The organism is Amycolatopsis oliviviridis (assembly GCF_014654365.1).
GTDB classification, from domain to species: Bacteria; Actinomycetota; Actinomycetes; order Mycobacteriales; family Pseudonocardiaceae; genus Amycolatopsis; species Amycolatopsis oliviviridis.
This window is the reverse complement of record NZ_BNAY01000011.1, coordinates 22894-37444: the sequence shown is the minus strand read 5'-3', so window position 1 is coordinate 37444 and position 14551 is coordinate 22894. Positions and strand designations below refer to the sequence as shown.

14 protein-coding genes are annotated in these 14551 nt (G+C 68.7%); 3 read left to right on the top strand and 11 right to left on the bottom strand.

Annotated elements, in window-relative coordinates; genetic code table 11:
• Positions 1–22 precede the first annotated feature (22 nt).
• Genes IE302_RS36185 through IE302_RS36150 form a run of 8 tightly spaced genes read right to left on the bottom strand, consistent with a single transcriptional unit; the run spans position 23 to position 10035 of the window.
• Positions 23–1435 (bottom strand): beta-N-acetylhexosaminidase, encoded by a 1413-nt coding sequence (locus IE302_RS36185; protein ID WP_191258964.1) that lies wholly within the window; start codon positions 1433–1435, stop codon positions 23–25.
• 1 nt (position 1436) lies between these two features.
• Entirely contained in the window at positions 1437–2312 is an 876-nt protein-coding gene (locus tag IE302_RS36180; protein ID WP_191258963.1) for a carbohydrate ABC transporter permease, read from the bottom strand.
• Positions 2303–3262: a carbohydrate ABC transporter permease gene (locus IE302_RS36175; RefSeq protein ID WP_191258962.1), complete on the bottom strand. Its 960-nt coding sequence runs from the start codon at positions 3260–3262 to the stop codon at positions 2303–2305. The genes IE302_RS36180 and IE302_RS36175 overlap by 10 nt, the downstream gene beginning before the upstream one ends.
• Positions 3263–4546 carry an extracellular solute-binding protein gene (locus IE302_RS36170; RefSeq protein WP_191258961.1) on the bottom strand — a complete coding sequence of 428 codons (1284 nt, stop codon included), beginning with the start codon at positions 4544–4546 and terminating at the stop codon, positions 3263–3265.
• A 12-nt stretch (positions 4547–4558) separates the two neighbouring features.
• A complete protein-coding gene (locus tag IE302_RS36165) occupies positions 4559–5689 on the bottom strand; it encodes a lactonase family protein (RefSeq protein WP_191258960.1) in 1131 nt (376 codons plus the stop codon).
• Positions 5690–5716: 27 nt separating this feature from the next.
• Positions 5717–7105, bottom strand: a complete 1389-nt coding sequence (locus tag IE302_RS36160; RefSeq protein ID WP_191258959.1) for a GntP family permease — start codon at positions 7103–7105, stop codon at positions 5717–5719.
• Positions 7102–8697 carry an N-acyl-D-amino-acid deacylase family protein gene (locus tag IE302_RS36155; RefSeq protein WP_191258958.1) on the bottom strand — a complete coding sequence of 532 codons (1596 nt, stop codon included), beginning with the start codon at positions 8695–8697 and terminating at the stop codon, positions 7102–7104. The genes IE302_RS36160 and IE302_RS36155 overlap by 4 nt, the downstream gene beginning before the upstream one ends.
• Positions 8698–8730: 33 nt before the next feature.
• Positions 8731–10035 carry an amino acid deaminase gene (locus tag IE302_RS36150; RefSeq protein ID WP_191258957.1) on the bottom strand — a complete coding sequence of 435 codons (1305 nt, stop codon included), beginning with the start codon at positions 10033–10035 and terminating at the stop codon, positions 8731–8733.
• Positions 10036–10185: 150 nt separating this feature from the next.
• Here IE302_RS36150 and IE302_RS36145 point away from each other — a divergent pair, with 150 nt between their 5' ends.
• From IE302_RS36145 to IE302_RS36135, 3 genes are read left to right on the top strand one after another with little or no spacing between them, the layout of a single operon-like run.
• Positions 10186–11127 (top strand): sugar kinase, encoded by a 942-nt coding sequence (locus IE302_RS36145; protein ID WP_229908154.1) that lies wholly within the window; start codon positions 10186–10188, stop codon positions 11125–11127.
• Complete coding sequence (locus IE302_RS36140) at positions 11124–11888, top strand: IclR family transcriptional regulator (protein WP_191258955.1); 765 nt, start codon at positions 11124–11126, stop codon at positions 11886–11888. Before IE302_RS36145 ends, IE302_RS36140 begins: the two co-directional genes overlap by 4 nt.
• Positions 11885–12268: a RidA family protein gene (locus IE302_RS36135; protein ID WP_020629655.1), complete on the top strand. Its 384-nt coding sequence runs from the start codon at positions 11885–11887 to the stop codon at positions 12266–12268. The genes IE302_RS36140 and IE302_RS36135 overlap by 4 nt, the downstream gene beginning before the upstream one ends.
• A gap of 75 nt (positions 12269–12343) precedes the next feature.
• On the opposite strand, the gene IE302_RS36130 is transcribed toward IE302_RS36135, so the two are convergent.
• The 3 genes from IE302_RS36130 to IE302_RS36120 all read right to left on the bottom strand — a co-directional run bounded on the left by IE302_RS36130 (position 12344) and on the right by IE302_RS36120 (position 14463).
• Positions 12344–13339: a 1-aminocyclopropane-1-carboxylate deaminase gene (locus IE302_RS36130; RefSeq protein ID WP_191258954.1), complete on the bottom strand. Its 996-nt coding sequence runs from the start codon at positions 13337–13339 to the stop codon at positions 12344–12346.
• Entirely contained in the window at positions 13336–13983 is a 648-nt protein-coding gene (locus IE302_RS36125; RefSeq protein ID WP_191258953.1) for a GntR family transcriptional regulator, read from the bottom strand. Before IE302_RS36125 ends, IE302_RS36130 begins: the two co-directional genes overlap by 4 nt.
• 120 nt (positions 13984–14103) lie before the next feature.
• Positions 14104–14463 carry a DUF1844 domain-containing protein gene (locus IE302_RS36120; RefSeq protein ID WP_191258952.1) on the bottom strand — a complete coding sequence of 120 codons (360 nt, stop codon included), beginning with the start codon at positions 14461–14463 and terminating at the stop codon, positions 14104–14106.
• Positions 14464–14551: the final 88 nt, after the last annotated feature.

Below are 14551 nucleotides of genomic sequence, written 5' to 3'. Positions count from 1 at the left end.
AAGGAAGGGGGCCATCATGTACTTACTTGGAGCGCGGCCGTCCCGGAACACCCGGCCGGGTCTGCCAGGGGTGCGGCCCGTCGAGCGGCCGGTATTCGACGCCCAGCGCGTCCAGCCTCGGCAGGTGGTGATCCCGCAGGCGCGGTAGGAACTCCGCGTAGTCCCGTCCCTCGGGGTCGCTCCACGCCACCTCGGCGAAGGCGCACAGACGCGGGAAGACGACGTAGTCCACTCGTCGCACGGTGTCGAGATGCTCCGCCCACACCTGCGCCTGCGCACCGAGAATCGTCTTGTCCTCGGGGAAATCGGCGGGCACCGGCTCGTAGCCGTAGAAGCTCTCCAAAGTGCTCAGATAGCCGACGGGGATGGGCTCGTCGGGGTGGTCGGACTGCCGGTGGTCCAGGTAGACGTGGTCCTCGGGACACATGACGACGTCGTGACCGGCCGCGGCGGCACGCGCGCCCGCCGCCTCGCTCTGCCACGAGCCGATGATCATCGGCGGCAGGTCGCCCGCTTCGAGCACCTCGTCCCAGCCGAGCGGACGACGTCCCCGCTCGACCAGGTGCTGCGCGATCTCGCGGACGAACCAGCCGTGTTCCTCGGTCGCGCCGGGCACTTCGTCGCCACCGAGCGCGATGACCTCGGACGGGAAGATGTCCAGCACGTGGTCGAAAATACGCTTGAAGAAGTCCACAGTGGACTTCTCGGTGTTCAGCAGCGACGTGCTGATGCCCCAGCTCGTCCACACCTCCCACGGTTCGCTGGTTTCCGGGCCGAGTTCGGGGTAAGCGGCGATCGCGGCCCGCGCGTGCCCGGGGATGTCGACCTCCGGGACGACCGTCACCGAACGCGCGGCGGCGTACGCGACGATCTCGCGGAGATCGTCGGCCGTGTAGAACCCGCCGTGCGGCCGCCCGTCGCGCTCCGGCCCGTCATGCCGCCCGACCATGGACGACTTCCGCCAGCCGCCGACCTCGGTCAGCCTGGGGAACTCGGGGATCTCGATCCGCCAGCCCTGGTCGTCGGTCAGGTGCAGGTTGAGCACGTTGAGCTTGTGCGCGGCGATCAGGTCGACGAACCGCAGCACCTCGGCCTTGGTCCGGAAATTCCTCGCTACGTCGAGGAGACAGCCACGCCAGCCGAACCGCGGGTGGTCGGTGACCACGCCGCACGGGATCGTCTGTTGTCCACTGTGGATCGACTTGGCCCGGAACGCGTCCGGGCCGATGAGCTGCCGGAGCGTCTGGCGGCCGTAGAACTCGCCGGCCGCGTCGGCCGCGTGCAGGGTCACGCCGGACGGGTCGATCTCCAGCCGGTAGCCCTCGGCGGGCAGTCCGGTGTCGGTGCGGACGTCCACTTCGGACGGTGCCGCGCACTGCCCCGGCAAGGGTTCCACCGAGACGGGACGGGGGAGCAGAGTTTCGAAGCCAGGCATGTCAGCCCTTCACCGCGCCGCCCATGACGGACACGAGTCGTCGTTGCACGAGAATGAAGAACACCAGCACCGGGATGGTCATCAGGGTCGAGCCCGCCATCACCGCGCCCCAGTCGGTGTCCTCCGGTTTGAAGAACACCAGGATCGCCAGCGGGAGCGTCTGGTTCTCGGTGTTGGAGATGATGAACGTCTTGGCGAACAGGAAGTCGTTCCACGCGTGGATGAACGCCAGCACGCTGATCGCCACCAGTCCGGGCGCCACCAGCGGGAAGAGGATCTGCCAGGTGAACCGCATGCGGCTCGCCCCGTCGATCTTCGACGCCTCCTCCAGCTCCTGTGGCACCGCGGCGACGAAACCGCGCAGCATCCAGATCGCGAACGGCAGGCTGAACGCCAGGTGCACCAGGATCAGCGAGCCGAGGTGGTTGGTGCCGAACGCGGGCGCGACGTCGCCGACCGAGCGCATCAGGAAGAACAGCGGGATGGTCAGCGCCTCGACCGGCACCATCTGCGCCACCAGCACCATCACCAGCAGCACGGTCCGGCCCTTGAAGTTGAACCGGGTCAGCGCGACCGCCGAAAGGAACGACAGCAGCAGCGACAGGGCCACCACCACGACGGCCACGATCACGCTGTTCAGGAAGAACATCGCGAAGCCCTCGCCGCTGAGCACGCGTTCGAAGTGCTCCAGGGTCGGTGTGAGCGTCCAGGGGCGAGGGTTCTCCGCCTGGATCTGCCCGGTGGGCTTGAACGCCGAAAGCACCATCCAGTACACCGGGAACGCGACCATGCCCGCGATCACCACGCAGATGATCTCGGCGATCAGCCTGCCCGGCTTCTTGACCCGGCGGTTCTTCGGCGCGGTCGTCACACCCATCCCGCGCTCCGGCGTTGCGACCGGACGTACAGCCCGGTGATGGACAGCAGCAGCAAGGTCATCACGACTCCGAGCGCCGCGCCGAGACCGTATTCCTGTCCGGCGAAGGCCTGTTGATAGGCGAAGACGTTGAGCACGAGGTTGCGCCCGGCCACGCCGCCGCCGTTGGTCATCACGTAGATCTGGGTGAAGATCTTGAAGTCCCAGATGATCGACTGGATGGTGGCGATGGTGAGCAGCGGCCGCACCATCGGCAGCGTGATCGACCACGTGGTGCGCCAGGTCGACGCGCCGTCGAGGTACGCGGCCTCGATGACCTCCTCCGGCACGCCCTTGAGTCCCGCGTACATCGTCACCATGACGAACGGGAACGAGCACCAGATGACCTCGGCGGCCACCAGGCCGAAGGTGCTGTAGGTGTCGAAGGTCCAGGAGTGGTTGGCCATCCCGGTGAACCCGAGGCCCGAAAGCACCTCGTTCACCAGGCCGAAGTCGGCGTCGAACAGGAACAGCCAGACGTACGAGCCCGCCATCGCCGGCGTCGCCCACGCGGCCAGTGCCGCCAGGAACAGCGGGACCCGCGCCCAGGCGCGGACGCGAGTCGCCAGCACGGCGAGCCCCGTCCCGAGCGCGAGGCTGCCGACGACGCAGACCGCGGTGAAGCCGAGGGTCTTGGCCAGCACCTCCCAGAACTGGATGTTCTGCAGCAGGTCGGTGTAGTTCTGGAAGCCGAGGAACACCAGCGGCGCGTTCCCGACCGCCTGCGGCTGGCCGTAGTCGTAGAACGAGATCAGGACGAGCTGGTAGATCGGGTACACCAGCATCGCCAGCAGCAGGACGCCACCGGGCGCCAGGTAGAGCAGGGCGGCCCGCCCGTCCCGGCGACGGCGGGGGGACCGCCGTGCCGGGACGGCCGGAGCCGTGGTGCGGGGGATTTCTTTCGTGACCACTTAGCCGAACGCCTTGTTCATCTCGGCGGACGCGGTCGCGAGCGCGGCCGCGGGGTCCTTGCCGCCGGTCGCGATCTGCTGGATCGCGGTCGGCAGCACGTTCTGCGCGTCGATCTTCGACCAGGCCGCGGTGGCGGGGACGAACTTCGTGCCCGCGGTGAGCGTGTCGACGAACGGCTTGACCGACGGGTCGCTCGCGGCGAGCTTCTGCTGGACACTGCCGAGCGTGGGCAGGTTGCCCATGGCGACGTACATCTTCTCCTGGTACTTGGCGCCACCGAGCAGTTCGGTGAACTCGACCGCGAGGCTCTTGTGCTTGGTCGCGTTGAACACGCCGAGCAGGTTGCCGCCCGCGAACGCCGGGGCGATCTTGCCCGCCTCGGTGCCCGGGATCGGGATGATCGCGTACTTGCCCTTCACCTGGCCCGCTTCGACGGCCTTGCGGTTGAAGTCACCACCGATCGACATACCCGCCTTGCCGCCCGCGAACGCCGTGATGCTCTGCGTCCCGGTGAGGTTGGCGCACTGCTCGGGCGGGCAGATGTCCGCCTTCAGCAGGTTCGCGTACGCCGTCACCCCGGCCTTGGCCTGCTCGGAGTCCACAGTGGACTTCCACTTGTCGCCTTCCTGCTTGGCGATCTCGCCGCCGTGCGCCCACAGGAACGGAAGCATCGCGTAGGTGTACTTGCCACCGACGGAGATGCCGTACAGCTCCGGCTTCTTGGCACGGATCGTCTTCGCGGTCTCGGTCAGCTCCGCCAGCGTCGTCGGCGGCTTGAGGCCGAGTTCGGCGAAGAGGTCCGTGCGGTAGTACAACGCGCGGATACCGGTGAACCAGGGAAGCCCGTAGGTCTTGCCGCCGGACTTCGCCGTCTCCAGCACCGCCGGGAGGATGTCCGCCCCTTCCTTCCACGACGAGAGGTCGCCGGTCAGGTCGGCCAGCGCGCCGGTGGCGGCGTAGCTGGAGACGTCGGTGTTGCCGAACTCGGCGACGTCCGGTGCGCTCGCGGGGTCGTTGAAGGCACCGGAGAACTTGTCCGCGCGGCCTTCCACCGGGATCCACTGGACGTCGACCTCGACACCCGAATGCGCCGCCTTGAACTCGGCGATCGCCTCCTTGACCGCGGCCTCCTTGGGCGCGCGGTTGGCTTCGTCGAACAGCCAGACCCGGACGGTGCCGGTCTTCTCGTCACCGCCGCCCGCGGCGGGGGCGTTCTGGGCGGGCGCGCAGCCCGCGACGAGGCCGACCGCGGCGAGGCCCGCGATGAGCACGCGAGTTCTCATGGGATTTTCTCCTTATGCGAAAAAGACGGAATTGACCTGGGGGAGCGCCAGTTTCCCGGCGACGGCCCCCGGGAGACCGGTGGCGGGATCACGCGGCAGCCAGCTGAGCGTGCCGGACTTGTCGCTGGAGACGTAGAACCAGCGTTCGGTCGGATCCAGGGTGATGTGGCGCGGGTAGACGCCGCCGACGGGCGCGTTGTTCAGCAGCTGCAACGACTTCCCGTCCTCGCCGACGCCGAACGACGCGATCGTGTCCGAACCGCGCACGGACGCGTAGACGAACTTCCCGTCCTTGGACGTGGTGATCTCGCCCGGGTACTGCGCGCCGGGGGTGCCCGCCGGAACGGCCGCGACGACCTGCCCGGCGGTCAGTTTCCCGGTGGCCGGGTCCCACGCCGCGACGGTCACCTCGGCCCGCAGCTCGCCGAGGATGTACGCGTACCTGCCGTTCGGGTGGAAGGCGAGGTGGCGCGGCCCGGCGCCCGACGGGAGCTTCAGCTGCTGGTTCAGCTTCAGCTTCCCGGTGGCGACGTCGAGTTTGTAGACGTAGACCGAATCAGCGCCGAGGTCGACCGAGAGCACCCATTTGCCGGTGGGGTCGTTGACCACCTGGTGGGCGTGCGCGGCCCGTTCGGCGCCCTTGTGCTGGGCCAGATCGACGACGTCGCCGAGTTTCCCGCCCGCGAGGATCGGGAGCACGACGACACTGCCGCTGCTGTAGTTCGCGGCCAGCACGTACTTCTGGCTCGAGTGGACGCTCAGATGTGTCGGGTGCTGGCCCTTCGCCGACTTCTTGTTGAGCAGCTTGGGTTTCGCCGGATCGGCCAGGCTGAGCGCGGAGATCTGACCGTTCTCGTCCTCATTGGTGACGTAGAGCGTCTTGCGGTCGGCGCTGATGTCGAACCAGGAAGCGTTGCTGACTCCCGGGATAGTCCGGTCGACGACCACCGCGTTCGTGGTCGCGTCCCGGTGAGCGACATCGAGCCCGTGCCCGGAACTGGTGTAGCTGCTGATGTAGATGGCCCCGGTTCCCTTCGGTCCGCAGGTCTGTTCGGAGGCGTTCGCGAGGTGGGAACCCAGAACGGTGGTGAGCCCAGCCGCTCCGACGGCGCCGAGGAAGGTGCGTCGATCGAGTCCGGTCATCGTGATCTCTCCCAGCTTTCAGGTGGTTTAAACCACTGCCATGAGCAATGCTGCCACGCCGAAACCGGAAACGGAAAGGACGGTTTCCAATACGGTCCAGGTTTTCAGGGTCTGCGGGACGGACATGTTGAAGTACCGCGAGATGATCCAGAAACCACCGTCGTTGACGTGGGAGGCGATGATCGATCCGGCCGAGATTGCGACGACCAGCAGCGCGAGCTGCATCTGCGAGTAGCCCAGCGTCGCCACCGTCGGCGCGACGATGCCGCTCGTGGTCACGATCGCGACCGTCGCCGAACCCTGCGCGATGCGCATACCGCAACTGATCACGTAGGCCGCCAGGATGACCGGGAGACCGGCGTTGTCGAGGGAACCCGCGACGGCCTTGCCGATCCCCGTCGCGGCCAGCACGGCGCCGAAGAACGCGCCCGCGCCGACCACGAGCAGGATCATCGCGACCGGGCGCAGCGACTTCGCCGAAAGTTCGCTCAGATCCTTGCCCGTCAAGCCCCGGCGCAGGCCGAGCAGCCACGACGCGAGCAGTACCGAGATCGTCAGCGCGACCGCCGGGGTGCCGATGAACGCGGCGACGCCGGCGAGCGCGGACTCCTTGGGAAGCCAGATGCTGCCGAAGGTCCCGGCGAGGATCAGCACCAGCGGGACCGCGATGATCCCCAGCACCAGTCCGAGCGACGGCGGGTTCTCCTCCTTCTCGCCCTCTTCTTCCGCGACCAGGAACTCCGCGGGGACCGCCACGTCGACGCGCTTGCCGATCCAGGTCGAATACAGCACACCGCCGACGAGGAACGCCGGGATACCGCAGACCAGGCCCATCAGGATGATCCAGCCGAGTTCCACGTGCAGCAGGCCCGCCGCGGCGACCGGACCGGGGTGCGGCGGGAGGAAAGCGTGCGTGATCGAAAGGCCGGCGAGCAGCGGCAGCGCGTAGAGCACCAGCGAACGGCCGCCCTGTTTGGCGGCGACGTAGACCAGCGGCGCGAGCACGAAGATGCCGATGTCGAAGAACACCGGGATACCGAAGACGAAGCCCGCGAGACCCATCGCCAGCGGGGCCCGTTTCTCGCCGATGGCCCGCAGCAGCGCGCCGGTGAGGACCTTCGCCCCACCGGAACGCTCCAAAATGGACCCGAGGATGGTGCCGAGCCCGATGATCGCGGCGATATGCCCGAGGATTCCGCCGAAACCCTTTTCCAGCAGGGAGTCCGACGCCTTCTGCGCGGAGCCGACGATCTGGACGACCGGCTGGCCGGCGGCCAGCGCGGTCAGCAGGCCGACCACGATCAGCGCGATGAAGGGTTCCAGTTTGACCTTGATGATGAGGAACAACAACACCGCGATCGAGACGGCGGCGAGGGTCAGGAGACCTCCCGTCGAATGTTGGAGCCAGTCGATCATCGGGCACTCCCGGGGTTCCGCAGTGAATGGCCGGCGAGGGCGCCGGTCGGTTGACCATCGTCGATGGCGGCGACACCGTTGACGAAGACATGGGGGATACCGGCGGCCTGCTGCCGCGGCTCGTCGAACGTGGCGGTGTCGGCGACGGTTTCCGGGTCGAACAGCACGAGGTCGGCCGCATATCCGGCGCGGACGAGACCCCGGTCGGTCAGCCGCAGGCGCTGCGCCGCGCGGCCGGTGAGGTGGGCGACGCATTCGGCGAGGTCGAGGACGCCGAGTTCGCGGACGTAGCGCGCGAGATAGCGCGGGAACGTGCCCCAGGCGCGCGGATGCGGCCGCGCGCCGACGAGGAGCCCGTCACTGCCGCCGGTGTGCGTGCGGTGCCGCATGATCGCCTGGACGTTCTCCTCGTGCCCGACGTGCATCAGGCAGGACGTGCCGAGCTTCTCCGAGAGCAGGACGTCGAAGTACAGTTCCGCGGCCGGTTTCCCGGCGCGCTGCGCGGACGCCGCGACGGAATGCCCGACGAGGTGGGAGTTCTCGTCCCGGCGGACACCGTTGATCTCGATGGCCTCCCAGTCGATCGGCACGCCGTGCGCGCCGTCGGAGCCGGTCTCCTCGATCTCGGCGCGGATCCGCTCGCGGGTGTCCACATCGGACAGTCTGGCCAGCGTGGCGTCGAGCCCGCCTTCGGTGGACCAGCTCGGCAGCAGCGCGGAAAGGTAGGTGGCGCCGGGAAGATAGGGATAGGTGTCGAGCGTGATGTCGCAGCCGTCGTCGAGCGCCTGGTCGAGCAGCTCCAGCAGGTTCCCCGCCTTGCCCTTGTTCACCGAGAAGTTCATGGTGGCGTGCGCGAGGTGCAGCGGGCAGCCCGAGCGGCGGGAGACGTCGACCATCTCGCCGAACGCTTCGAGCGCGCCCTTGCCGTAGCTGCGGTGGTGCGGGCTGTAGAAGCCGCCGTTCTCCCCGACGACCCGGCACAGTTCGACGAGCTCTTCGGTCGTCGCGTACATGCCCGGCGTGTAGGTGAGCCCGGACGACATGCCCATCGCGCCCTCGGCCAGTCCGGTCGCGATGAGTTCCTTCATCGCGTTCATCTCGGCTTCGCTGGCGGGCCGGTCTTCCCAGCCGACGGTGAGCATGCGGACGGTGCCCTGCGGCACCAGATAGGCGGCGTTGACCGCGACCCCGGCGTCGAGCCGGTCGAGGTATTCGCCGACCGAGCGCCAGTTCCAGTCGAAGCCCGCCGGATCGTCGTTCCACCCGGCGAGCTGCTGGCGCAGCGACACGAGGACGTCGTCGTTCACGGGCGCGTAGGAGAGCCCGTCCTGCCCGAGGACCTCGGTCGTGACGCCCTGGGAGAGCTTCGCGAGGTGATCCGGATTGGCGAGCAGCTGGAGATCGGAATGCGAATGCATGTCGATGAACCCGGGCGCGAGCACGAGTCCTTCGGCGTCGATGGTGCGGCGGCCCGCGAGCGAGCCTGGTTCGGCGACACTGGCGATCCGGCCACCGGAGATGCCCACGTCGTGCCTGGTGAGCGGATCCCCGGTGCCGTCGGCGACCAGAGCGGAGCGGACGACGATGTCCATGATGATTCTTCCTCTGCGGCGGTGGAGGACGGATCAGAAATGCGTGCGGACGAAATCGAGCACGGTCTCGCCGTCGGGGCCGACGACCGGGATGAGGGGCCACTTGTCGAACACGGTGCAGGGGTGCGACAGGCCGAGGGCGATCCAGTCGCCGACCTCGACCGGTGACGACGCGGGCAGGGTGAGGAAGGCGTGCTGGTCGTTCATCTTCTGGATGGAATGACCTTCGAGCGCGGACGGTGACCCGTCGCTCTTGCGGATCAGGCGCGGTTCGGGCATGCCTTCGTCGAAGGAGGCGTCCCGTTTGCCGATGGTGAGCAGCGCGAGCTTGTCCGTCGGCTTCGACGTGACCTGTGCCCAGGCGCGCAGCGCGGGACGGAACGAGGCGACGCCGTCGATGCGCGGGTGCTCGCCCAGCGGGGAGATCACGCGGTAGAAGCCGTCGTCGTGGGTCACGTAGGCGCCGCTGCGCAGGATCGGCAGGACGTCCAGGCCGCCCCAGTCCTTGGTGAGCTCGTCGGCGACGCGGTCGAAGTACGCGCTGCCGCCGCCGGTGACGATGATCTGCCCGGCGTCGTCGAGCAGACCCTTGTCGTGGAAGGCGAAGACGAGTTCGCGCAGACCGTCCACATAGGAGCTGATCAGTTGGAGCGACTTCTCGTCGGTGTGGTGGGAGAGGGCGCCCTCGTAACCGCCGGAGCCGCGCAGCCGCAGGGCCGGGCTCGCGTGCGCGGCTTCGGCGACGGCGAGCGCGGTCTCGGTGTCGCGGACACCGGTGCGGCCGCCCTCGGCGCCGAGTTCGACGAGGACGTCGACCTTCCGGCGGGCACCGCTCAGGGCTTCGGTCATCAGCTCGACACCGCGGACCGAGTCGACCCAGCAGACGAACTCGAAGTCGTCGTCGGCGTCCAGTTCGGCGGCGAGCCACTTCAGGCCCGACGGGTCGAGCAGCTGGTTCGCCAGCAGGATCCGCGAGACCCCGAAGGCCCGGTAGATCCGCAGGTGCCCGGCGTTCGCGCAGGTGATGCCCCACGAGCCGTGCTTCAGCTGCCGTTCGAACAGCTGCGGCGCCATCGTCGTCTTGCCGTGCGGGGCCAGCGCGACACCGCGCTCGGCACACCAGCCCGCCATCGTGCGCAGGTTGTGTTCGACGGCTTCTTCGTCGAGGACGACGAACGGGCCGAGGAAGCCGTCTTCGAACAGCTTCGCGCCGCGGGCGGCGGCCTCGCCGATCGTGAGACCCGTCAGCGAAGGCGCGACCGAGCGGAAGCGCCAGTCGACGCGCTCCTCCCGGACGGCCGCGACCGCGGCGGAATCGATGGTGCCGGCTTCGAACATGAGGTTCACCTCGGTTGCGTATGTTGCAACGGACGTTGCGCATATTGCGTGGGATAGGTGTAGCATCCGGTCCGCTAGAGGTCAACGGCGTGACGACTAGGAGACGCGAAGGTGACAAGCGCGCCCCACGTTTTGTGCATCGGGGAGTCGATGGCCTTGTTCGTACCGGCCGAATCCGGGCCGCCCGACGAGGTGCGGAAGTGGGTGCGGACGATCGGCGGGGCCGAGTCGAACGTCGCCTGCCATCTCCCGGCGCTGGGTTTCGCCAGCGCGTGGGTGAGCGCCGTCGGGGACGACCCGTTCGGCCGTGCGCTGGTGCGCGAGATCGCCGCCGCGGGGGTGGACGTCAGCGCGGTCATGGTCGACCCGACGCGGCCGACCGGGCTCTACATCAAGGAAAGCGGAGCTCAGGGCAGTCCCGTGCGGTACTACCGCAAGGGCTCGGCCGCGTCCGGAATGGACGCCGGGCTGCTCGGGAAACTCGATCTCGACGGCGTGCGCGTCATCCACCTGTCGGGGATCACGCCGGCGCTGTCGGACGGCTGCCTCGACCTGGTGCGCGCCCTGATGGAACGCCCGCGCGGCGACACGCTGGTGTCGTTCGACGTGAACTTCCGGCCCGCCCTGTGGACCGGACGCGATCCTTCGGTACTGGCCGAATTGGCCGCCCGCGCCGACATCGTGCTCGCCGGTGAGGACGAAGCCGAGCGGGTGTGGGGGACCGGCGACCCGGAGCGGCTTCGCGCCGCGCTGCCCGGACCGAAGACGCTGGTCCTCAAGCACGGGGAACGCGGCGTGACCCTGATCGACGGTGACGCGGCACCCCTGTTCTCGCCCGCGCTCCAGGTCGACGTCGTGGAGCCGGTCGGCGCCGGTGACGCGTTCGCGGCCGGGTTCCTCGCCGCCGTCCTGCGCGGCGACGCCCCGGCGACGCGGCTGCGGCGCGGTCACCTCCAGGCCGCCGCCACCCTGCTGACCCACGACGACGTGGGGACGCCGCTGCCCGAATCCGTGGTCGAGACGCTCCTCGGGGCGGATGAGGCAGCATGGGCGGCGGCCAAGCTGACGGACAAGGGATTGGTGGGCGGATGAGCCAGAGCCTGGACAGGGCGCTGACGCTGCTGAGCGGACTCGCCCGCGAGCCGAAGACGCTCGATCAGCTCGCCGAGGAGATCGGCGTGCACAAGTCGACCGTGCTGCGCCTGCTGCGCACCCTGGAGACGCACCATTTCGTGCGCCGGGAAGGGCAGCGGTACTACCGGCTGGGCAGTGCGCTGTTCGACCTCGCGCAGCAGGCACTGGAGGACCGTGACGTCCGCCGCACCGCGCAATCGGCGCTCGCCGGGCTCAACGCGCGCACCGGGCACACCATCCACCTCGCGTCCTATGAGGACGGCGAGGTCGTCTACATCGACAAGTTCGAGGGCAGGCATTCGGTGCGGATGTACTCCCGCATCGGGAAGCGCGCGCCGTTGCACTGCACCGCCGTCGGCAAGGTGCTCGTCGCGGCGATGACACCGGAGAAGCAGGCGGACGTGGTGTCGAGGATCGACTTCTTCGTCCGCACGCCGAACACGATCACCACGGCAGAGGCGTACCAGAAGGAACTCGCGCTCGTCGCCGACCGCGGCTACGCGGTGGACAACGCCGAACACGAAGACTTCATCCACTGCATCGCGGCGCCTGTCCGCGGCCCGGGCGGCGTCGTGCTGGCGGCCGCGTCGATATCGGTGCCGAAGGTACTGCTGGACTACGACGGCCTGATGGGGCTCGTGCCCGAACTCGCCGCCGCCACCGAAGAAGCTTCCGTCCACAGTGGATGGACGGGGAACCGAAAGGGGAAGTTGGAATGAGCAAGACCGCGATCAGCACGGAGAACGCGCCGAAGCCGGTGGCCGCGTTCTCGCAGGCGGTCCGCAAGGGCAACATCCTGCAGGTGGCCGGCCAGGTCGCCTTCGACCCGGCCACCGGCGCCATCGTCGGCGAGACCGTCGGCGAGCAGACCGAGCAGACCTTCAAGAACATCGAAGCGGTGCTCGAGGCCGCCGGTTCGAGCCTGGCCGACGCGGTGATGGTGCGCGTGTACCTGACCGACGTCGACCACTTCGGCGTGTTCAACGAGGTCTACAACAAGCTGATCGGCGAGGCCCCGCACCCGGCCCGCACCACCGTGTACGTCGGCCTGCCCGCCGGACTGCTGGTGGAGATCGACGTCCTGGCCGTGGTGGACTGATCCCCGCGCGTGTGTCATGAAAGGTCCTTTCCTGACGTCTTTCGTCAGGAAAGGACCTTTCATGACACTTCGGAGCTAGAGGACGCTCGTGTACCCGTTCAGCGCGGGCTGCCCGCCCAGGTGCGCGAAGAGCACGTTCGAGTCCCGCGAGATCTCACCGCGGGCCACGAGGTCGATCAGCCCCGCCATCGACTTGCCTTCGTACACCGGATCCGTGAGGACACCCTCCAGCCGCGCCAGCGTCCTGATCGCGTCCAAAGTGGATTCGTCCGGGATGCCGTAGATCCCGGCGTGGTAGCGCTCGTCCAGTTCGACCTCGCCGATCTCACCTGCGCCGATCAGCTCGGCGGTCGCCCGGGCGATGCGGGTGATCTGATCCCGGGTCTCGGCCGGTTTCGCCGATCCGTCGATGCCCAGGATCCGCCGCGGCCTGCCTGACAGGGCGGCCCCGGCGACCATCCCGGCCTGCGTGCTGCCGGTGACCGAGCAGACGATCACCGTGTCGAAGAAGACGCCGAGCTCGGCTTCCTGCGCTTCGAGCTCGACGACCCAGTTCGCGAAACCGAGCCCGCCGAGGCGGTGGTCCGATCCGCCCGCCGGGATCGCGTACGGCTTCCCGCCGCCCGCTTCGATCTCCTTGACCGCGTTCTCCCAGCTCTCCTTGAAGCCGACGCCGAATCCGGCGTCGACCATCCGGATGTCCGCGCCGAGGATGCGCGAGAGCTGGATGTTGCCGACCTTGTCGTACAGCGGGTCGTTCCAGTCGACCCAGCTCTCCTGCACCAGCACGGCCTTGAGCCCGGCCCGCGCGGCGGCCGCGGCGACCTGGCGGGTGTGGTTCGACTGCACGCCGCCGATCGAGATCAGCGTGTCCGCCCCGGTGGCGATCGCGTCGGCGACCAGGTATTCGAGCTTCCGGGTCTTGTTGCCGCCGAACGCGATCCCGGAGTTGACGTCCTCGCGTTTCGCCCAGACCTTCGCCCCGCCGAGGTGCGCGGTGAGCCGTTCGAGCGGGTGGACGGGGGAGGGGCCGAACAGCAGCGGGTAGCGCGGGAAGTCGGCGAGGGTCATGGCGTCTCCAGGAGGGCTTCGAGTTCGGTCCAGATCGTGGCGGTGATCGCGCAGGCCGCGTCGACGTCGCCCGCTTCGATGGCGTCGGCCAGTTCCGCGTGCCGCTGGACCGACCGGTGTGCGGGCAGGGAGCCGAAGCGGGCGTATTCGAGGCGCCGGAGCAGCGGTGTGTAGCGGGCCAGCGTCGCGGCGATCGCCCGGTTGCGCGCGGCCGCCACCGGGACGTCGTGGAGCTCGTCGTCGGCGGCGATCGCGGCCGCGATGTCCCCGGCGGCGATCGCGCCGGCGAACCGGTCGTTGGCCGCGCGCATCGCCGCGACCTCGGCGGGCCCCATCCGCGGCGCACCCGCGCGGACCGCGAACTCGTGCAGCGCGCGCACGAGCTGGAGTGCGTCGCGGACGTCGTCGGGCACGAACCCGGCCACGCGCGTGTAGCTCTGCGGCTTCGACTCGACGAGGCCGTCCTCGATGAGCCGCAGCAGCGCCTGGCGCACGGGCGCCCGGGAAAGCCCCAGCTGATCGGCGAGGTCGCCGTCGCGCAGGTTCGTCCCCGGCGGCAGCGTCCCGTCGATGATCGCCCGGCGGATGTTCTCGTAGGCCTCGTCCCTGAGGAGGGACCTCGGCACCTTCGCTAACCCACTCACATCTGAAATGTTAGCTGCCAGTCGCGGCGGCGCCAAGCGTGCGTGCAATGAAGGGGCCTTTCATAGCAAAATTTGCTATGAAAGGCCCCTTCATTGCACTTGAAGGCAGGCGAAGCGCGCCTAGTAGACCGGGCCCGTGTACTTCTCGCCCGGCCCCTGCCCAGGAGCGTCCGGCACGGCCGAAGCCTCACGGAAGGCCTTCTGCAACGACTGCAGGCCGTCACGCAATGGGCCGGCGTGCAGGCCGAGGTACTCTGCCGAAGCGGTCACCAGCCCGGCGAGGGCGGTGATCAGGCGGCGGGCCTCGTCGAGGTCGCGGTGCGGTGAGCTGGCCGGATCCTCGCCCGCGAGGCCGAGTCGTTCGGCGCCGGCGGAGAGCAGCATGACGGCCGCCCTGCTGATCACCTCGACGCTCGGGATGTCCTCCAGGTCGCGGACGTCCGGGGAATACGGGGGTTGCTGAACGGGTTCATCTGACACGTCTGGTACCCTTCCACGAGCGACCAGCCCCCGAGCGATCGGGGGCGGCAAGTGGAGCCCCGCTCCCACCCGTGTCACCGCCGCAACA